Origin of the sequence: Aeromicrobium sp., from assembly GCF_036675695.1 — a bacterium.
GTDB lineage: Bacteria > Actinomycetota > Actinomycetes > Propionibacteriales > Nocardioidaceae > Aeromicrobium.
Genome location: NZ_JAKFEL010000049.1, coordinates 1 through 18,797, shown reverse-complemented (window position 1 = coordinate 18,797; position 18,797 = coordinate 1). Strand labels below are relative to the sequence as shown.

18 protein-coding genes are annotated in these 18,797 nt (G+C 64.4%); 11 read left to right on the top strand and 7 right to left on the bottom strand.

What is annotated here, in order from left to right:
• Positions 1-23: 23 nt before the first annotated feature.
• From V6M39_RS02590 to V6M39_RS02580, 3 genes are read right to left on the bottom strand one after another with little or no spacing between them, the layout of a single operon-like run.
• Positions 24-812 (bottom strand): enoyl-CoA hydratase/isomerase family protein, encoded by a 789-nt coding sequence (locus V6M39_RS02590; RefSeq protein WP_332642100.1) that lies wholly within the window; start codon positions 810-812, stop codon positions 24-26.
• Entirely contained in the window at positions 809-2,464 is a 1,656-nt protein-coding gene (locus V6M39_RS02585; RefSeq protein WP_332642099.1) for an acyl-CoA synthetase, read from the bottom strand. The genes V6M39_RS02590 and V6M39_RS02585 overlap by 4 nt, the downstream gene beginning before the upstream one ends.
• Positions 2,461-4,077 (bottom strand): GMC family oxidoreductase, encoded by a 1,617-nt coding sequence (locus V6M39_RS02580; RefSeq protein ID WP_442880661.1) that lies wholly within the window; start codon positions 4,075-4,077, stop codon positions 2,461-2,463. Before V6M39_RS02580 ends, V6M39_RS02585 begins: the two co-directional genes overlap by 4 nt.
• Positions 4,078-4,163: 86 nt before the next feature.
• Between V6M39_RS02580 and V6M39_RS02575 the strand changes: the two genes are divergently transcribed.
• The 7 genes from V6M39_RS02575 (at position 4,164) to V6M39_RS02545 (ending at position 12,568) form a co-directional block, all read left to right on the top strand.
• Positions 4,164-5,012 carry an LLM class F420-dependent oxidoreductase gene (locus V6M39_RS02575; RefSeq protein ID WP_332642097.1) on the top strand — a complete coding sequence of 283 codons (849 nt, stop codon included), beginning with the start codon at positions 4,164-4,166 and terminating at the stop codon, positions 5,010-5,012.
• Complete coding sequence (locus tag V6M39_RS02570; RefSeq protein WP_332642096.1) at positions 5,009-6,259, top strand: hypothetical protein; 1,251 nt, start codon at positions 5,009-5,011, stop codon at positions 6,257-6,259. Before V6M39_RS02575 ends, V6M39_RS02570 begins: the two co-directional genes overlap by 4 nt.
• 12 nt (positions 6,260-6,271) lie before the next feature.
• Positions 6,272-6,952, top strand: coding sequence for a PaaI family thioesterase (locus V6M39_RS02565; protein WP_332642095.1), 681 nt, complete (start codon positions 6,272-6,274; stop codon positions 6,950-6,952).
• A 216-nt stretch (positions 6,953-7,168) separates the two neighbouring features.
• Complete coding sequence (locus V6M39_RS02560; RefSeq protein WP_332642094.1) at positions 7,169-8,392, top strand: ABC transporter substrate-binding protein; 1,224 nt, start codon at positions 7,169-7,171, stop codon at positions 8,390-8,392.
• A 57-nt stretch (positions 8,393-8,449) separates the two neighbouring features.
• A complete protein-coding gene (locus tag V6M39_RS02555) occupies positions 8,450-11,212 on the top strand; it encodes a branched-chain amino acid ABC transporter permease/ATP-binding protein (RefSeq protein WP_332642093.1) in 2,763 nt (920 codons plus the stop codon).
• On the top strand, positions 11,212-11,967 hold the full coding sequence (locus V6M39_RS02550) for an ABC transporter ATP-binding protein (protein WP_332642092.1): 756 nt from the start codon (positions 11,212-11,214) through the stop codon (positions 11,965-11,967). The genes V6M39_RS02555 and V6M39_RS02550 overlap by 1 nt, the downstream gene beginning before the upstream one ends.
• 16 nt (positions 11,968-11,983) lie before the next feature.
• Positions 11,984-12,568, top strand: coding sequence for a TetR/AcrR family transcriptional regulator (locus tag V6M39_RS02545; protein ID WP_332642091.1), 585 nt, complete (start codon positions 11,984-11,986; stop codon positions 12,566-12,568).
• Between the two features lie 4 nt (positions 12,569-12,572).
• Here the strand turns inward: V6M39_RS02545 and V6M39_RS02540 are convergent, their stop codons facing one another.
• From V6M39_RS02540 to arr, 3 genes are read right to left on the bottom strand one after another with little or no spacing between them, the layout of a single operon-like run.
• Entirely contained in the window at positions 12,573-12,911 is a 339-nt protein-coding gene (locus tag V6M39_RS02540; protein ID WP_332642090.1) for a DUF1801 domain-containing protein, read from the bottom strand.
• Positions 12,912-12,931: 20 nt separating this feature from the next.
• Entirely contained in the window at positions 12,932-13,420 is a 489-nt protein-coding gene (locus V6M39_RS02535; RefSeq protein WP_332642089.1) for a nuclear transport factor 2 family protein, read from the bottom strand.
• A 19-nt stretch (positions 13,421-13,439) separates the two neighbouring features.
• Entirely contained in the window at positions 13,440-13,859 is a 420-nt protein-coding gene (gene arr / locus V6M39_RS02530) for an NAD(+)--rifampin ADP-ribosyltransferase (RefSeq protein ID WP_332642088.1), read from the bottom strand.
• Between the two features lie 158 nt (positions 13,860-14,017).
• On the opposite strand from arr, the gene V6M39_RS02525 reads away from it, so the two are divergent.
• The 3 genes from V6M39_RS02525 to V6M39_RS02515 are packed head-to-tail and all read left to right on the top strand — an operon-like array spanning position 14,018 to position 16,590.
• The gene (locus V6M39_RS02525) at positions 14,018-15,037 is read left to right on the top strand and encodes a Rieske 2Fe-2S domain-containing protein (protein WP_332642087.1); all 1,020 of its coding nucleotides are present in this window, start codon (positions 14,018-14,020) and stop codon (positions 15,035-15,037) included.
• Positions 15,038-15,061: 24 nt separating this feature from the next.
• Positions 15,062-16,141: an NAD(P)H-dependent amine dehydrogenase family protein gene (locus V6M39_RS02520; protein WP_332642086.1), complete on the top strand. Its 1,080-nt coding sequence runs from the start codon at positions 15,062-15,064 to the stop codon at positions 16,139-16,141.
• Positions 16,138-16,590 carry a hypothetical protein gene (locus V6M39_RS02515; RefSeq protein ID WP_332642085.1) on the top strand — a complete coding sequence of 151 codons (453 nt, stop codon included), beginning with the start codon at positions 16,138-16,140 and terminating at the stop codon, positions 16,588-16,590. Before V6M39_RS02520 ends, V6M39_RS02515 begins: the two co-directional genes overlap by 4 nt.
• A gap of 9 nt (positions 16,591-16,599) precedes the next feature.
• Here V6M39_RS02515 and V6M39_RS02510 read toward each other — a convergent pair whose 3' ends face one another.
• A complete protein-coding gene (locus V6M39_RS02510; protein ID WP_332642084.1) occupies positions 16,600-17,049 on the bottom strand; it encodes a PaaI family thioesterase in 450 nt (149 codons plus the stop codon).
• Positions 17,050-17,204: 155 nt separating this feature from the next.
• On the opposite strand from V6M39_RS02510, the gene V6M39_RS02505 reads away from it, so the two are divergent.
• Positions 17,205-18,797: M14 family metallopeptidase (locus V6M39_RS02505; RefSeq protein ID WP_332642083.1), on the top strand; the 1,593-nt coding region annotated here is incomplete at its 3' end.

Sequence of the window (18,797 nt, the reverse complement as noted above, 5' to 3'; positions counted from 1 at the left end):
GTCCGGCGACCGACACGCGTCGATCACCAACCGGGCGGGAGAGCCGTGAAGTCGGGGGCTCGACCTTCGGTGAATGCGGTCAGTGCCTCGATGTTGGCTGGCCCACCCATGAGGTCGGCGAAGCACTGGTTCTCGCGGAGTCGTGCGGCGGCGATCCCCTCACGCAGCGGTTCGATCATGGTGCGCTTGATGGCACGCAGGCTCGAGATCGGCAGCGCGGCAAGGCGCGTTGCGTGGTCGCGCGCCTCATCCATGAGCTCGGCCGGCTCACACAGCCGCCAGACCAAGCCCGTCTCGAGTGCTTCAGCAGCGGTGATCCACTCCGAAGACATCAGGATCCAGGCGGCGTTCTGGCGTCCGACGAGGTGCGGAAGGAGGTAGCTCGATGCCGCCTCCGGTGCGACGCCCAGGCTGGCGAACGGGCACTTCAGCCTGGCTTCGGTCGACATGAACGCCAGATCGGCGAAGCCGATGATCGTCAATCCGATTCCCAGACCAAGTCCATTGATCGCGAGGATCAGCGGTTTGTCGAACTCCTCGAGCGCATCAATCAGCCCGGTGAAACCATGCTTCCCCGGTACGAAGTCAGGGTTGCTCACTCGGTCGGCCATCTCGGCCAGATCAGTGCCCGCACTGAACGCGCGACCCGCGCCAGTGAGCAGTACGACAGCAACCGAGTCGTCGGCGGCCGCTGAGCGCAAGGCTTCGGTCAGTTCGTCATACAGCGCCTCGTTGAACGCGTTGAGCGCATCCGGCCGGTTAAGGGTCAACGTGCGCACGCGATCTCGGTCATCGATCTGGAGATTGGTCATGCCTGCTCCCCTTCGGCGACCGAGTGGGCCCATCGGTAGTCGGCCTTGCCGGAGGGCGACCGGACGATCTTGGGCACGTACACCCAGCCCTTGGGGATCTTGTAGCGCGCAATTCGCTCACCCGCGTGCTCCGCAAGCTCTTCATCGGATACCTCCGCACCCTCCTCGATCTGGACCACGGCGACAACCTCCTTGCCCCATCTCTCGTGCGGGCGGCCGACGACCAGGACGTCACGCACATCAGCGTGGCTGGTGATGGCGGCCTCGACCTCTTCTGCAAACACCTTCTCGCCACCGGTGTTGATCGTCGCCGACTCGCGACCGAGCACCTCGACCTCGCCGTTCTCCAGCAGTCGCGCGCGGTCGCCAGGTACGGCGTACCGAGTGCCGTTGATCGTCGGGAAGGTCTTGGTTGTCTTCTCCGCGTCTCCGAAGTAGCCCAACGGAACCCATCCCGACTGTCCGAGCCAGCCGATGCCCTCGTGCCCGGGCTCGAGCAGCGCGGTCAGGTCCTCGTTGACGACGACCGCTCCGGGGCCGACGCTGAACTTGCCGGTCGAGACATTGCCCTTCGCCGAAAGATGCGAGGCCTGGGCCCCTGTCTCGGAGGCACCCATCGAGTCATTGATGAAGATGTTGGGCAGTTCTTCGAGCACCTGCTCCTTGAGCTCCGGCGAGAGTGCAGCGCTCCCGTTGCCGATGATGACCAGGGACGATAGGTCGTACCTGCCGGTCTTGATTTCGTCGAGCAGCGGGCGTACGACCGCGTCGCCGACGACGGTGATGGTCGCTGCGCTCTCACGATCGATCGTCCGCAGGATGTCTGCGGCATCCATGTGCGTGTTCTCGTTCGGGATCACGATCTTCGTGCCGCCGGCCATCATGATGAACGACGACCACTGTGCGGCGCCGTGCATGAACGGCGGAACCATGACCATCGTGCCGCTGCTGGCCGCACCCGCGACGGCACGCTCGACGAACTCGTCGTACGTGGAGATCGCGTCCCACACGCCGGGGACCTGACCACCCATCGCCGACATGAAGATGTCGTGCTGGCGCCAGAGGACGCCCTTCGGCATACCCGTGGTGCCACCCGTGTAAAGGATGAAGAGGTCATCCGGCGAGTGGCCGACGTCGGGAAGGTCGTCCGGTACAGATGCGAGTGCCTCTTCGTAGTCGACGGCGCCGGGGAGAAGCTCGTTGCCCGAGCCGTCATCAACCTGGAGAAGCACCTCGAGGTTGGGCAGCGCGTCGCGGACAGCCGCGAGCATGGGTGCGAAGGTCCCGTGATAGATCACGGCCTTCGCGTTGGCGTTGCCGAACAGGTAGCGGAGCTCCTCGCCTGTGTACCGGTAGTTGACGTTGATCGACGCGCAGCGACTCTTGAAGCAACCCAGCATGCCCTCGAGGTACTCGGTGCCGTTGTGAAGGTAGAGCGCGACGTGGTCCTGCCCAGACTCGTGATTGGCGAGTTCTGACCGCTCCTTGTGGGCACCGAGACCAGCGCGGTGAAGATACGTCGCCAGGCGTCGGCTGCGCTCGGCAAGCTGCGCGTATGTCAGGCGCCGATCCCGCCAGACCAGTACCTCGTGGTCCGCCAGCGCCTCGCCGAGCAGCTCGTGCGCGAGACCGATGTTGAACTCTGTCGTCATACCTGGTCCTTGCTCAGAATGAGATCGGCGCAGCGTTCGCCGATCATGATGGATGGTGCGTTGGTGTTGCCGCCCGTGACGGTCGGCATGATCGAGGCATCGGCGACCCGCAGTCCTTCGATGCCACGAACCTTGAGATCGGGATCAACCACGGCGCGGTCATCTGAGCCCATCCGGCAGGTGCCAACCGGGTGATAGACGCTGTGGACGATGTTCGGCAGCAGCTCCCGCAGAGCGGCGGGGTCGAAGTAGTCGGGGCCTGGCACGATCTCACCCTGGTTGTCGCCGACGCCGACCATCAGCTCGCGAACCAACGCGATGCCCTCGAGCAGCACCTCGGTGTCCTGTTCGGCGGACAGGTACGCCGGGTCGATCAGCGGCGCGAGCGTCGGGTCAGAACCTGCGAGTCGCACGGTCCCTCGGCTTTCCGGATAGATCAAGGTGGGGAGCACACAGATGCCTGGTTTGGTCGTGGGCGGACGCACGGCCTTGTCGCCATCTTGGTTGGGGAACGGGTAGATCCAGTAGAGGCCGTGCAGCTGCAGGTTGGGAGCCGCCCCCGCGTGTGAGGTTCGTACGAATCCGAGGGTCTCGAACTGTGCGCCGCTGGCCCAGCCGGTACGTCGGAAGCGGGCTTTCGCCAGACCTCGCAGGAAGTACAAGGGGGTTGGGCGGCGAAGTGCCGAGTCCATCCGGAACGAGATCGGGACGAACAGGTGGTCCTGGAGGTTCTCACCCACCGGCAGGTCAGCGACCGCACTGATCCCGTGCTCCTTGAGGTGATCTGCAGGTCCGATCCCGGAAAGCATGAGGAGCTTCGGGGAGTCGAATGTGCCGGCGGAGACGATGACCTCGTGGTCGGCGTGGATCGTTTCGACCGTTCCGTCCGCCGCGATGATCTCGACACCCGTGGCGCGCGAGCCGTCGAGGACGATCTTGGTCGCGCGCGAGTGAGTCAGCACGAGGAGGTTGTCCGGCGGATCGGTGCGAAGGTACCCGCGTGCGCTGGAGTAGCGAACGCCGCGATCAGCGCTCAGCTGGACCAATCCGATACCTTCCTGCTCGCTGCCGTTGTAGTCCTCGAGGAACGGCACTCCGAGCCGATCGACGGCCGCTTTCAAATACGACTTCGCCGCCTCGGTCGTGCCGGTGTGGCGACGCACCTTGATCGGTCCTCCGGAGCCGCGGACCGCGCTGGCGCCGTCCTCCCAGTCCTCCATCTTCTTGAAGAACGGAAGGACGTCGTCGTACGACCAACCCGGGCAGCCATCCGCTGCCCAGTCGTCGAAGTTCTGCCGGTTGCCGCGGACGAAGAGCATGCCGTTGACCGAGCTCGAACCGCCGATCACCTTGCCGCGGGTCATGGGAATGACGCGATTCAGGGCGTGCGTCTGAGGGACGGACTTGTAGCCCCAGTCGACGCGCTTCTTGAGCTGTGGGGTGGACAGCAGGGCCGCGACGGCGCCGGGGATCTCGATCAGGTTCTTGAGACCGCGGGCCGTGTCGCTTCCGCCAGCCTCCAGGAGAACGACGCTGGCGCCGCTGTCGGCCAATCGTCGCGCCAGGGCGCACCCAGCACTGCCTGCACCCACGACGACGTAGTCAGCCTGAATCACCGGCACACCTCTCTCGGACATCCAAACTAGACAGGTGTCCAGCCGGTATTCCGAGATAGTAGAACAGGTTCTACAGTGAGTCCATGCGCAACGGAATTGTTCTCTTCACCTCTGACCGCGGCATCAGGCCGGCCGATCTCGCCAAGGCCGCTGAGGAGCGCGGCTTCGACACGATCTACGTGCCTGAGCACACCCACATCCCGGTGAAGCGGGAGGCGTTGCACCCGACCGGCGGCGAAGAGCTCCCCGACGACCGCTACATGCGCACGCTTGATCCGTGGACCACTCTGGCCACCTGCGCCGCGGTCACCACGAAGATCGGGCTCTCCACCGCCGTCGCGCTGCCCGTCGAGTCCGACCCGATCACGCTCGCGAAGACCCTGGCCACTCTCGACTTCCTTTCCGATGGACGCTTGACGATCGGTGCCGGCTTCGGATGGAACACCGACGAGCTGACGGATCACAACGTCCCAGCCAACAAGCGCCGTACCGTCCTCAAGGAGTACCTCGAGGCGATGCGTGCACTGTGGACCGAGGAAGAGGCTTCGTACGACGGCCAGTTCGTGTCGTTCGGCAAGAGCTGGGCCTACCCCAAGCCGCCGCAGGGACGCATTCCCGTGATCATCGGTGCAGGTGGCGGCCCCAAGACCATGAAGTGGATCGCCCAGAACGCCGAGGGTTGGATGACCACGCCGATCGAGACCGACACCGCTGCCAAGGCCGAGCTGCTTCGCAAGGAATGGGCAGACGCTGGCCGTGAGGGCGAGCCGGACGTACGGATCCTCGTCGCCAAGAAGCCTGAGCCGGACGACTTTGCCGACTGGATGGCCGCAGGCGCCACCGAGCTGATCTGGGGCGTGCCGGACTCCGACGAGGACAAGGTGCTCGCCTACCTCGACAAGCTTTCTTCGCGCATGGGTCTGACTGCATGACTCCCCCGGTGAGCCGCTACGCGGACCTGACCCGCGAACAGCTCGCGATCCTGGTTCCGGAGCTGCTGCTGTCGGGACACCTGATCGACAGGTCCGGTATGGCGTGGTGCATCAGCGCGTTCGGCCGCGACGAGATGCTGCAGATCGCGATCGCGGAGTGGGCCGGCGCCAGCCCGATCTACACCCGCAGAATGCAGCGCGCGTTGGGATTCGCGCCCGCCGTCGACGGTCAGGGTGACGTCGTGACGATCTTCAAGGGCATCCAGATGGAGATCGGCGCCCCGCCACAGTTCCTTGACTTCCGTTACACCGTGCATGACCCGCACCACGGCGAGTTTCACCTCGATCACTGCGGCGCGCTCATGGACGTCGAGCCGATGGGCGAGGACTACGTGCAGGGCATGTGTCACGACATCGAGGACCCGACCTTTGATGCGACCGCCGTCGCCTCGAACCCCAGGGCACAGGTTCGGCCAATCCACCGACCGCCCCGGGTACCAGCAGGACGTACACCCGCCTGCGCGTGGACCGTCATCATCGACGAGACCTATCCCGAGGCTGAAGCCATCCCCGCGGTGGCGCTCAACGCCAAGACCCAGGCCGCGCTGGTCGAGCTCGCCCCGATCGACCAGTCAGACGAAGGGCTGGGCGACTACTCAGGCCCGCTGCTCTCCGACCTCGACTTCGCCGCGTTCTCGCGATCGGCGCTGCTCCGCATTGCTGATGAGGTGTGCCTGCAGATGGCGCTGCTCGACAACAGCTTCGCCCTGGCGCTCGCCGAGCGAAGTGACTCGGCCGAGCAGATCCTCGACATCCGCCGCAAACAGACCACCGGATCGGCGGCCATGTCGGCCTACCGGATTGCCCGCGCGCTCGACATCCCGAAGGACGAGCAGGGCGCGCTCCAGCTGCTGACCCTGCATCCGATTCTCAACCCCAGCGCGTACGTCACCGCAGACATCAGCGACCACTCGATCCTCGTACGTCGGTCACCGGCACACGACGACGCCGCGTGGATCTCCCTATGCGGACCTGACTGGTTCGCTCCCCTGCAGGCATCCGTTCGCGTACTCGATCCTCATCTCGATGTCGAGGTCGAAGCGCTCTCCGGCGACGAGTGGACTCTGACCGTGGTCCGCAGGGATGAGCCGGCCCCCGAGGCGCAGGAACTGGTCATAGCCAAGTTCAGCACCGGAACGGACTTCGCGTTCGAAGGCCGCCGCTCACTTCCCATCACACCGGTCTAGGAGCCTTACGACGTGTCCAGCCTTTCATCGATGTCCTTCTCGGAGTCACCGCTCACGACCACAGAGGTCGAGGCAGCCGAGCGGCTGTACGGCGACCTCGCTCAAGACATTCGTGACGTACGCGACCTGACGATACGTACCCGCGTCGATGCCGATCGGGTCGCGGCCGCCCGCGCGCTCGTGCAGCAGGCATCGCAGATCCTTGCCGAGGATGCACCCCCCGAACCGGCCGGCATTCACTACAACGCCGATGGCAGGTCGTGGAACTGGGGCAACGCGGTCGTCGGCGTCCGCAATGCGATCGCCCCGCCGGTCGTCCTGAGCTGGGATGACAATGACGTCGTGAGTTCCGAGCTCGACCTCGGCGTCGCGTACGAGGGCCCGCCGGGATGTGTGCACGGAGGTGTCTCGTCCCTGCTTCTCGACCACCTGATGGGCGAGACCGCGAGTGATCGTCACACTCGGCTGATCGTCACGGGCACGCTGACCTTGCGCTACGTGCTTCCATTGCCGCTCGGGCGCGTACGCATGAGGGGCTGGATCTCCAACGAGGACGGCCGAAAGGTCACCGTCACAGCGCACATCGGACCAGCAGACAGCGACGTACCAGCAGTCGAGGCATCAGGCCTGTTCATCGTCCCGCGCTGGGCACAGTCCGTCACCGATTCGGCCGATGTCGGCTCGCTCGACTGACGCACTTCGAGGGCACTGAACCCCTCTCGTGCGAGCATCAGATCAGAACTCCTGCGAGGATTTGCGCCATTTCGTTGACGCGTGTCTGAACAGTGTTTAGATTCAACGTCGAGTGACTCAGGTCACTCGTACCGACTTGAGGGAGTCGGAGACCGGTTCGAGGGAACCGGAGGGAGCCCGGATGCCACTACGGCACCGGTGAAATTGAGGGAGACCATGAAACTCACACGTTCTGGCCGTATGGCCGCGCTCACCATCGGTGTCAGCCTCGCGCTGACACTCTCCGGCTGCGGAGGCAGCTCGGGCTCCGACGACCCGGCAACCACCAACGTGGACCTGGGCAAGGTCAACAAGGCCACCGGCTCGCCCGTCAAGGTTGGATTCATCGGCGACGCCGAGGCAGGATCCGGCGCGTTGGGCAACGGGATCGGTGCGGCACAGGCTTCGGCCGACTACGCCAACGAATACCTCGGTGGCCTCGGTGGCAACAAGATCGAGCTCGTCACCTGCTCCACGGAAGCCACCCCGGCAACCGCCACGTCATGCGCGGTCAAGCTGGCCAAGGAGGGCGTCGTCGCCGTCACAACCGGTGTCACCGGCCAGGACCACGCGATCTTCGAGGCTCTCGAGGGCACGGGAGTCCCGTTCATCGTCTCTCTCACAGCTGACGAAGCGATCATGTCCAGCAAGACCGGCTTCGTCTTCCAGAACCCGCTCGCCATCGCATCGGCGAGCGCCGCGCTGATCAAGAAGGCCGGCGCCAAGACGGGCGGCTTCATCGTCGTCGACGCACCGGCCGCCACCGGTCCGGTCGAAGCGCTGACCAAGCCCCTGTTCGCAGCGCAGGGAATCGGATTCGAGATGGTGCCGCTGTCGCTGCAGGTGGCTGACCCGACGTCCGCGATCCAGCAGTCGATCAACAACGGTTCGGATGCCTTCACGATCCTCGGCGACAACGCGTTCGTCACGAGGGCCATCAAGTCGCTCAACCAGCTGGGATTCAAGGGCCCGATGATCACGAACATCTCGGCGTTCCAGAAGGACCAGATCGACAGCATGCCCAACGGGCTCAAGGGCGTGACGACCATGTCGTCGATCACCCGCATCCCCGAGCGCGAGGGACTTTCGGAGTTCGCCACGATCATGGACAAGTTCGGCGACGACATCGACACGGGCGCTGACAGCGGCCAGGTCGCCTACCAGACCTTCCTGGGCTTCGTGGAGTCAGTGAACCTGACTCCCGGCGCTGGAACATCGGCCAAGGACGTCGTCGCTGCGCTGAAGAACATGCCGAAGGCAGTGCCACTCCGACTCGCACCGGGTCTGAGCCTGAACTGCGACGGAAAGGCTGTGGCCGTCCTCCAGGGCGTGTGCAACGCGAAGACGATTGCCGCCACGCTCAACGCTGAGGGCTTCGCCACCACGGAGGCCCTGCTCTGACGCAGCGGGTGGGCCGGACCTCGGTCCGGTCCACCCAAGCTCCGGGAGGGAACCCCCATGGATCAGCACATACTCTTCTTGTTGTTCGGCCTTGCCAACGGCGCGATCTACGCAGCCTTGGCCCTGACCTTGGTGGTGACCTACCGCTCCAGCGGTGTCATCAACTTCAGCTCCGGAACCCTCGCACTGCTGGGCGCGTACACGTACGCGTTTCTTCGTCGCGGCGAGTTCTTGATACCCGTCCCTGGCTTTCCCAAGACCGTGGACATCGGCACCGAGCTGGGCTTCGTGCCAGCCGCCGTCATCTCCGTGGCGATCTGTGCTGTCACGGGCTTGCTGATCTACCTGCTGGTCTTCCGCCCACTGCGTGACGTGCCGCCCGTCGGCAAAGCCGTCGCGTCCATCGGCGTGATGCTGGTGCTTTCCGGCATGTTCACGCTCCGGATCGGCGTTGACGGCGTACAGACACAACCCATCCTTCCGGTGGACTCCTGGAAGGTCGCCGGCGTCAACGTCACGAGCGACCGCGTCTGGTTCGCGATCATCATCGTGGCGATCGCTGCCGCACTTGCCGCCGCCTATCGGTTCACGCGCTTTGGCCTTCTGACCCGAGCGGCAGCCAACAGCGAGAAAGGCGCGTACGTAAGTGGCATCAATCCAGACCGCATCGCCGCCGCCAACTGGATGATCTCCGGCGCCGTCGCAGCACTGGCCGGCATCCTCATCTCGCCGATCCTGCCGCTCACCCCCAACTCGTTCACGCTGCTCATCGTCCCGGCGCTTGCCGCCGCCGTTGTCGCCGGGTTCGACCGGATCTTGCCCGCTGTCGTGGCGGGAATCGCGATCGGCATGGTGCAGTCCGACCTGACCTATCTCTCCGGTACCTGGACCTGGCTCCCGACCTCAGGTCGCAGCGAGCTGGTTGTCCTCCTGCTGATCCTGTTCGTCCTCGTCGCTCGGGCGAAGCCATTGCCCAGCCGAGGCCTCAACCTGCGACCGTCGCTCGGCCGCGCTCCGCGCCCGCAGTCGATCACCCTGCCCACTGTGGTCAGCTCGGTCGTCGGCGTCGCCGCAGTGTTCCTCTTCAGTGGCGACTGGCTCGTGGCTCTGATCACCAGCTTGATCTTCGCGATCATCTCGCTGTCGCTCGTCGTGGTCACGGGTTATGCCGGTCAGGTGTCGTTCGCACAGCTGACGCTGGCGGGAGTGGCCGGGTTCTCACTCGCGACACTCACCGACAGCTGGGGAGTTCCATTCCCGCTGGCCCCGCTGATCGCAGCGATCATTGCGTCGATGGTCGGCGTGATCGTGGGTCTGCCGGCGCTTCGCGTACGAGGTCTACCCGTCGCGATCGTCACCCTCGCGACCGCTGTCGCACTCGAGGCATTCTGGTTCGCCAACTCCGACTTTGTCGGCAGCTCGGGCAAGGACGTCACTGGGCCCGAACTCTTCGGACTCGACCTCCGATCCCGCGTCGGCCTCGACTACCCGCGCGTCCAGTTCGGCTTGCTGGTGCTCACTGTTCTCGTGCTTGTCGGAGTTGCCGTCGCCAAGCTGCGCATGTCGCGCCTCGGCTCACAGATGCTCGCCGTGCGCGCCAACGAACGATCGGCAGCCGGAGCCGGCGTGGCTGTCGTCCGGGTCAAGCTCATCGCCTTCGCCATCGGCTCGTTCATCGCCGGTCTGGGTGGATCGATGCTGGCCTACTTCCAGGGCAACGTCACGTTCGTCAGCTTCTCCACCTTCATCGGCCTGACCCTGTTTGCCACGGCATACCTCGCGGGCATCACGAGCATCTCCGGCGGCGTCGCAGCCGGCCTCATCGGCATCGGCGGCATGGTTCCGCTGATCCTCAACAAGGTCGGCGGACTCAGCGGCGAGTGGTTCGCGGTCATCGCGGGCCTCGGCCTCATCCTCACCCTGATCGGCAACCCCGAGGGTGTCGTCGGGCCAATTCACGAACGATTGCAGAGACGCCGCCGAGACAAGGCGCCAAGCGCTGGTGCAACCGAGCCCCTGGACGGCAATGGGGGTCCCCCCAACAAAGAGGGCGTAGCCGTTGGGGGATTGATTGCGCTCGAACCTGTCACAGGTGGAAATGTCGTACTGCAGGCTCGCGATCTGGGTGTCCGTTACGGCGGCGTTGTCGCCGTCAACGGTGTCGACCTCGACGTACGAGAGGGAACCATCGTCGGTCTCATCGGCCCGAACGGCGCCGGCAAGACGACCCTCCTCGACGCGTTGTCCGGGTTCACACCGAGCACCGGCACCATCACGCTCGACGGAACAGACCTCAAGGGTCAGGCTCCTCACCAGCGCGTACGCAATGCGTTGGGACGAACGTTCCAGCACGCCGAGCTGTACGAAGACCTCTCGGTGCACGAGAACGTCATCGTCGGCGCATCAGCGGCGCACGGGAGGACAGCGCGTTCGGTCAACGAGACTCTCGAGCTTCTCGGCCTGGCCGATGCAGCCCAGCTCCCCGTCGCCGAGCTGTCCCAAGGACGCCGTCAGCTCGTCTCGATCGCGCGAGCGCTGATCGGCAACCCGAAGGTCCTCCTGCTCGACGAGCCTGCAGGTGGTCTGGACAGCCGCGAGAGCCAGTGGCTGGGAATGCGACTTCGCAAGATTCGCGACAGCGGCGTGACGATCCTGCTGATCGACCACGACATGCACCTGGTCCTCAACCTCTGCGACGACATCTACGTCCTCAACTTCGGAGAGGTCATAGCGCATGACAAGCCTTCGGAGATTCGAGCCGATTCCCGGGTCGCCGAGGCGTACCTCGGGTCAGCCCACGCCGAGCAGGAGGTTGTCTGATGACAACGATCGCGGAGAACCAAACAGCTCACACGCCGGAGCCGTCCGACGACCTACTGGTGTGTACCGGGCTCAAGGCTGGCTACGGGATCGTCGAGGTGGTTCGCCAGTTCGATCTCGCCGCTCCTGGCGGCTCAGTTGTCGCAGTGCTCGGTCCCAACGGAGCAGGCAAGACCACGCTTCTCAACACGCTGTCGGGCCTACTGCCAGCGCAGGCTGGAAGCGTCCGTGTTGGCGGTCGCACCATCAAGAACGGCCGTCCCGCCGACGCGTCCGAGGCCAGGATCGTCCTGGTTCCCGATGACCGCGCACTGTTCACCGCACTCACGGTCGAGGAGAACCTCCTCGCAGCGCGCGGGCGCCATGGCACCACGGTCGACGGCGCATTCGACCGATTCCCCGCCTTGGCGGTCCGGCGCAAGTTGGCAGCCGGTCACCTATCTGGCGGTGAACAGCAGATGCTCGCGGTTGCTCGCGCGCTCATGCAGAAGCCGCGCGTACTGCTCCTCGACGAGATGTCGATGGGACTCGCGCCGATCATCGTCGAAGAGCTGATGCCCATGGTTCGCCGAGTCGCCGAGGACACCGGCGCTGTCGTGGTCCTCGTCGAGCAGCACGTCCACCTCGCACTCGAGGTGGCCGATCGGGCCATCGTGCTGGTTCACGGCGAGGTCGTCCTGGATCGCACCGCGGCTGAGCTCGCAGCGGATCCGGCGGTGCTCGAGTCGGCGTACCTGGGTGGCTCGATCTCATGACGGGCCGAACCTTCGTATGACCAACCGTCCCGCATCGGTCCCACGTCGTGGCCTGAACGACAAGCAGGCCGCGACCGTCGAGCGGCTCTACTCCGAGGCCATGGCGCTGCTCAAGGAGGTCGGGCACGACGACCTCGCAATGCGCGCCGTCGGTCAACGTGCTGGCGTCTCGCCCGCGACGGTCTACACCTACTTCTCGTCGAAGGACCACCTGTTCGCCGAGCTCTTTTGGCGCGTGATCGAGCAGCAGGGCGTCATCGCCCTGAGGGCGCCGACGCCGACGGGCCGGCTGCAGGAGCTCGTACGGCACCTGTCTGATGTCGTGGCTGGCGTTCCCGAGCTCACCGCCGCCGTGCACAAAGCCCTCTTGGCTGGAGACCCCGAAGTCCACCGCGTACGTGCGGACATCGGCCTGTGGTGCGTCAGACAGTTCCACAACGCCGTCGGGCCCGATGCGCGGCTTCCGCCGCAGGTCGTCATGACTCTGTCGTTCGCCATGACCGGTGCACTGATGCAGTCGGGAATGGGAATCTTCGGCTACGACAAGCTCGGAGACCACCTCGTGGACACCGTCACGGTCATCATGCGCAACGTCGCGTGAGCCGCTAGCGCTCGTTGAGCGCGACTGCGCTTTTCACGAGCTCGACGAATGCCGTCTCGTTCAGCATGTCGTCCACCTGGATGTCGATGGCCCGTCGGGTCCCGGCGTCGAGACTCGCATTGAACACACTCGCGGGATCAGGGAGTGACGCGCCCTTGGCAAACGTCACCTTGACCTTGTCCTTGTACGTCTCGACCGTGCAGACCAGGCCCGATCGCGAGAACGTCGGCACTCCCCCGGGGTTCGAGGGCTTGACCCACTTGATCTCCTCGACGACGTCGGGAACGGCCTCGTGGATCAGGTGACGTACTGAGTCGACAGTCGTGCTGCGCCAGTCATCCATGAGCGCGACTGTACTGAAACTCAGCCGCCCAGGGCAGCGAGCATCTTCTTGCCGATGTCGCTCAGTGTTCCGTGCGCGTCTGCGACGCGGCACCAGTCACGGGTCATGTCGGCGAACTTCTGCGGGTTGTAGATGTCCTCTTCGCGGATCAGTCTGCCATCGTCGTCGAACGTCAGGATTGTGATGTTCGAGGCTTCGTGAACCGAGCCGTCACCCGGGTCTCGCATGATGTTGCGGATGTCGCAGATGACGCGGTTCGTCGGCGCATCGATGACGGACCAAGCTGCGGGGAAGCCGATCATCTCGCTGCCTGGGAACGTGGTCATCGTCTTGATGATCCAGGGCCGGATCTCTTCACGGCCGGTGAAGTCGCCGTACGCGTGCTCGATGTACGTCGCGTCCTCGGTGAACATGTCAGCGAACGCCGACCAGTCCTTGGTCACGCAGATCTCTTCGACCTTCGTCGTGTAGCGATCGAACGCTTCCTGCAACATGTTCTCGTTTTCCACGACGACAGCCAACCACACGTCAGTCGTAGATGATCGTGGTGCCTTCACGCCGCATCCCGGCCAGGCCGTCCTTCATCCCCTGGATCTGCTCGGGCGTGTGACCATCCCAGTCGACGAGCTCGCCGACGATCCTCACGGGCTTACGGCTGCGATAGGACCGAGTCGGATTGCCCGGGAGCTTCTTGTCGGTCACGTTGGGGTCGTCCTCGATCTCGCCAGTCGGTTCTACGACGTAGATCCGGCCCGGGCCTTCGCCAGCTGCCAACTCAGCACCCCAAGCCGCAGCATCCAAGGTCTCGGTCACGTAGATGTGGTTCATGATCCGCCCGGTTTCGAAATTGGATTCGCGACCAGGCACCAGCAAGTCACCGACCGCGAGGTCCGCCTTCGTACCGTGCAGCAGCGCCCCCGACTCATGGACTTCGAACGGCGTTGGCATGCGCACCCCCCCTGAAAGCTTTGAGCTCGAGAGTAGCCCTGGTGCGGACGAGCGCCATCCCTGCGATCATCGCTAGACACCTGTCCAGCTCTCCCCTACGATCACAACTAGACACCTGTCCAGTTTCAGGCGTTGACGTCGAACCGAGGAGACTCTCCGTGCCCAAGCCACCGCTCTCGATGAAGCCCACGGGTTGGTTTCAGGTCGCCTGGGCCGCTGAAGTTGCGGTCGGTCAGGTCCATCGCGTCGAGGCCTTCGGCGAAGAACTGATCGCGTGGCGCGGACATTCCGGCGAGGTGACCGTCATGGATTCCTATTGCCAGCACCTCGGCGCCAACCTTGGATTCGGCGGGACGGTCATCGACGACACCATCCAGTGCCCGTTCCATGGCTGGCAGTGGAATCTCGCCGGCAAGAACGTGTGCATCCCGTATGAGGACCGGCCCAATATCGGCAAGAAGATCCGTACCTATCCGACGGTTGAGCTCAACGAAGCGATCTACATCTGGCACGACGTCGAGAAGCGAGCCCCATTCTTCGAGGTGCCGGACATCTTCGACAGCTGGCCCGATGGTCGCACCGCAGCCGACTACCACCAGCCCTATCCGGACTCGATCCTGTTCAACGAGCGCCTCTCCTTGCATCCGCAGTACGTCATCGAGAACGGCGTCGACTTCGCCCACTTCAAGTACGTGCACAAGGTGCCGCTGATCCCGCAGTTCACTCGCCAGGAGTTCGACGCCCCCATCTCGTACGTCGACTTCACTGTCGCATTCGAGGGTGAGCCAGGAACGATCGAGGAGGTCGACAGCGGCGTCGAGGCAATCAACTGCGGACTCGGCCTCGCCATCACTCGCAGCCACGGGATGATCGACAACCGCACCGCAACCGCGGTCACCCCGGTCGACGACGAGACCTGTGACGTTCGGTTCTCGGTCTGGATCGGTCGCGAACCCGGGCTCAACGAGGACGACTCCCGTGCGCGCGCGATCAAGTACGCCCGCGGCGTCATCGAGCAGTTCGAGGCCGACATCTACATCTGGTCGCACCAGAAGTATGCAGACCCAGCCGCCCTCGCCCGAGGCGAATACGCCGGATTCACCGCCCTCCGCAACTGGGCCCAGCAGTTCTACCCACAAGCCGAGCGCATCCCCGTCGGTCTCACGCCCCCAGCCTGAACAGCCCTCCCCGAAAGGCACGACATGACCACCAAACCCATCCGGGTCTTCCAGGTCGCCACCGGCAACGTCGGCAGCGAGATGATCAAGCGGATCGGCACGCAGCCCGACCTTGAGCTGATCGGCGTACACGTCTACTCCCCCGACAAGATCGGCCGCGACGTCGGCGAGCTTGCTGGCATCGGCCCTGTCGGCGTCATCGCAACCGGCACGGTTGAGGAGATCATCGCGGCCAATCCCGACGTACTGACCTTCCATGGCGTCTTCCCGGACGAGGACCTCTACCTCCAGGTGCTGGAGGCCGGAATCAACATCGTCACGACCGCAGACTGGATCACCGGGCACCACCGCAACGAGAACCATCCGCATCCCTCTGGTCGGCCCTGGACCGAGATCATCGACGAGGCGGCCAAGAAGGGCGGGGTCACCTTCTACGGCACCGGCATGAACCCGGGCCTCAACCAGATCCTCGGCATCGTCGTCTCGGCTGACGTGGCGAACATCGAGAACGTCACAACGATCGAGTCGGTCGACGTGTCCTGCCACCACTCAGCCGACACGTGGACCGAGGTCGGCTACGGCCTTCCCATCGAGGATCCGGAGCTTCCCGGCAAGCTGAAGAAGTACACCGAAGTCTTCGCCGACTCGGTCTGGATGATGGCCGACGCGTTCGGCCTTGAGCTCGACTCCGTCGAGTTCTCGTACGAGGTGGGCGCTTGCACGAAGGACATAGACCTGGGTTGGTACAAGCTCCCCAAGGGATCCCTGGGCGCCAATTACATCAAGTACCAGGGCATGGTCGATGGCGTCTCCCGCGTCGAAACCCACCTCGAGTGGCAGATGACGCCTCATACCGAGCCGAGCTGGGACATCAAGGGTTGCTACGTAACCCAGATCAAGGGCGATCCCCAGATCTACAACAAGCACATGATCTTCCCGGCCGAAGGCGTCGACCTGTCCAATCCGGAGGACTTCGCCTCCATCGGCATGACCGTCACCGGTATGCCGGCCCTGAACTCGATCAAGTCCGTCGTTGCGGCACGACCCGGTGTCATCACCAGCGCAGACCTACCTCTACGCGGCTTTGCCGGGCGCTTCAAGTGAGCATTCCGACCCGCGAGGCCCGTCTCGCACACGCGAAGATTCACTGCGACTTCTGGAACGACGGTCGCAAGTACGAGTGGCTGGCGTCGTGGAGCACGATTGCACGCGGCGAGGTTCGAATGTTCGACCCAGTCGGTACGAAGGAAAAGCACGGACTGGCACACGCCACATCGGAAGCGTGGGACATGTTCCAGGAGTTCCTGAAGATGTCGATGGTCGTCGTTCACGTGAACGGGAACGAGATGGCTTGGGTGATCGAGTGCTTGTTCACTGCAAACGGGGAGACGCTGCGAACTCACAGCATCGAAACCTTCGCGTGGGACGACAACGGCGGTCTCACGATCAAGACGTACTACGAGATTCCGGAGTCCGTCGGCGAGGGCGACGATCCATACGAACTTCTACTGGGTGCGGAGAACGTCATCGCCAACGATCTCCCGACGCGCTGACCACAGCCTTCAGCCCATCACTCGCATTTGGTAGTAGCCGCGCGTACGGGCGACGACGGTCCCGGCTTCGTCGGTGACCTCGCAGGCGAGCTCATAGTTCGACTTGCCGTTGGCAGTCGCTTCCGTCTGAACCCGGTCAAACTCTTCCTCCGACAGCGTGGTTCGGGCCGTCACTGCCGTCAACGCCGGCCTGATGAAGTCGATCTCGACCCGCTTGACCAGCGGCAACGCACCAGGCACGTCCATGAATCCAGCCATCAGTCCGCCGAGCACCTCAGCGACCGTGAACAGACAACCCGCATACATCGCGCCGAAGTGGTTGACGTTCGGCTCGGCCGGGATCCGCGCCGTCGCACTGTGGGGCGTCACCTCGAGCACTTCAAGCTCCATGGCACCCAGGATCGGGATCAGCGAACGGGCTTGGGATGTCGGTTCGGGAAGTGCCAAGGGTTCGGTCATGCTCGAATACTAGAGGTGTTGCCACCTGCCAATCCGTGGCCGAAGGGCATCGCGAGAATAGCCGGCAGAGGCCCTATGCAGGTGCAGTGGCGAGAACTAGTCTGTGAGAAATCCAGCAGTCAGGTGCTGCGCCGCGGCGCCGGATCGGGGAGCTGATGAGGCCAGGCACCAACACCAGTCGCGCGGGCCGACGACCTTCCACGTGGATCCGGGGGACGCTCGGGATCGCCTGTGCCGCCACCATTGGCGCCGCACTCACCCAGACACCTGCCCAAGCGGCAGACAGCCAGAAGGTCACGGCCGCGAAGGCCGTCGACCGCTCGTGTCATGCCAAGTACGTCAGCGGAGCCGACGGCACGCAGACTGTCACGACGACCGCTCCCTCGACGGGCCTCATCCGAGCGCGCCTTTCGGGCAATGGCGACTGGGACCTCGGCGTCTTCGACTCCAACTCAGGTCGTTTCGTGGCCGGCTCGGCCGGATTCGCGTCCAACGAGCTGGCTGAGGGCTTCGTCAAGAAGGGCCAGAAGCTGCGCGTGCAGGCGTGCCGCTTCCGCGGCAGCGCGTCGAGCGCCAACCTGTCGATCAGCTTCGACGCCATTGCAGAGCGTTCCACGGGCAAGAAGAAGATCGTCGACGTCGACACTCCCACCCGCAAGCAGAAGCAGCGGCTGCAGAGCCTCGGCCTCGATCTCACCGAGCACGGCGACGCGAACTCGGTCGAGGTCGTCTTGCATGGCGCCGCCGACGAGCGTAAGCTGCGCGACGCCGACTTCACCTATGACGTCCGGATCGCCGATCTCGAGGCGCGCTCGAAGTCCAACCAGACCGCCGACGCCAAGTTCGCGGCGAAGAACCCCAAGACCAAGCTGCCCAGCGGCAGCAACGCGTACCGTCATCTCGCGGACTACAACCTCGAGCTCAAGCAACTGGCCATCCGCTATCCGGGCCTCGTCAAGGAGCTGACGCTCAACAACCAGTCGGTCGAGGGCCGCGACGTTTACGGTGTCGAGATCACACAGAACCCCAACGCGCAGGACGGCAAGCCGATCTTCCTGCAGATGGGGGCACATCACGCGCGTGAATGGCCATCGTCGGAGCACGCGATCGAGTTCGCGTACGACCTCGTCACGAACTACGGAAAGAGCAGCCGGACGACAGATCTCGTCAACACAACACGCACGATCGTCGTACCGATCGTCAATGTGGACGGGTTCAACATCTCGCGCGAGGCGCGTCACGCCGGGTTCAGCGCCTCCTTCGGCCTGTTCGACTACGAGATGAAGCGCAAGAACTGTCGTATCTCGTCGGACACACCGGCGCAGTACACGACCGGCACCTGCGAGGACAATCCCGCCGGGCGCCTGCGCGGCACCGACCCCAACCGCAACTACGGAGGCCTGTGGGGTGGCGCCGGCGCCAGCACGGAGTGGTCCAGCGACACGTTCCGTGGCGACGAGCCGTTCTCGGAGCCGGAGATCCAGAACATCCGCGAGCTGCAGAGCACGCGGTCCATCACGAACCTGATCACGAACCACACGTTCTCGAACCTGATCCTGCGCCCGCCGGGCGTTGCCGCCATGGGCCCCCCGCTCGAGGAGGCGCTCGTGAAGGAGCTCGGAGCTGACATGGCCAGCCACAACGGCTACGCCAACATCCCGGGCTACGGGCTCTACGACACGACGGGCGGCACCGAGGACTGGACGTTCTGGACCGCCGGCTCGCTCGGCTACACGTTCGAGATCGGG

What these genes read in the sequence shown, in the direction of transcription:
- V6M39_RS02590 (WP_332642100.1), bottom strand. Translation starts at nt 812, where the DNA reads ATGACCAATCTCCAGATCGATGACCGAGATCGCGTGCGCACGTTGACC.
- V6M39_RS02585 (WP_332642099.1), bottom strand. Translation starts at nt 2,464, where the DNA reads ATGACGACAGAGTTCAACATCGGTCTCGCGCACGAGCTGCTCGGCGAG.
- V6M39_RS02575 (WP_332642097.1), top strand. Translation starts at nt 4,164, where the DNA reads ATGCGCAACGGAATTGTTCTCTTCACCTCTGACCGCGGCATCAGGCCG.
- V6M39_RS02570 (WP_332642096.1), top strand. Translation starts at nt 5,009, where the DNA reads ATGACTCCCCCGGTGAGCCGCTACGCGGACCTGACCCGCGAACAGCTC.
- V6M39_RS02560 (WP_332642094.1), top strand. Translation starts at nt 7,169, where the DNA reads ATGAAACTCACACGTTCTGGCCGTATGGCCGCGCTCACCATCGGTGTC.
- V6M39_RS02555 (WP_332642093.1), top strand. Translation starts at nt 8,450, where the DNA reads ATGGATCAGCACATACTCTTCTTGTTGTTCGGCCTTGCCAACGGCGCG.
- V6M39_RS02550 (WP_332642092.1), top strand. Translation starts at nt 11,212, where the DNA reads ATGACAACGATCGCGGAGAACCAAACAGCTCACACGCCGGAGCCGTCC.
- V6M39_RS02545 (WP_332642091.1), top strand. Translation starts at nt 11,984, where the DNA reads ATGACCAACCGTCCCGCATCGGTCCCACGTCGTGGCCTGAACGACAAG.
- V6M39_RS02540 (WP_332642090.1), bottom strand. Translation starts at nt 12,911, where the DNA reads ATGGATGACTGGCGCAGCACGACTGTCGACTCAGTACGTCACCTGATC.
- arr (WP_332642088.1), bottom strand. Translation starts at nt 13,859, where the DNA reads ATGCCAACGCCGTTCGAAGTCCATGAGTCGGGGGCGCTGCTGCACGGT.
- V6M39_RS02520 (WP_332642086.1), top strand. Translation starts at nt 15,062, where the DNA reads ATGACCACCAAACCCATCCGGGTCTTCCAGGTCGCCACCGGCAACGTC.
- V6M39_RS02510 (WP_332642084.1), bottom strand. Translation starts at nt 17,049, where the DNA reads ATGACCGAACCCTTGGCACTTCCCGAACCGACATCCCAAGCCCGTTCG.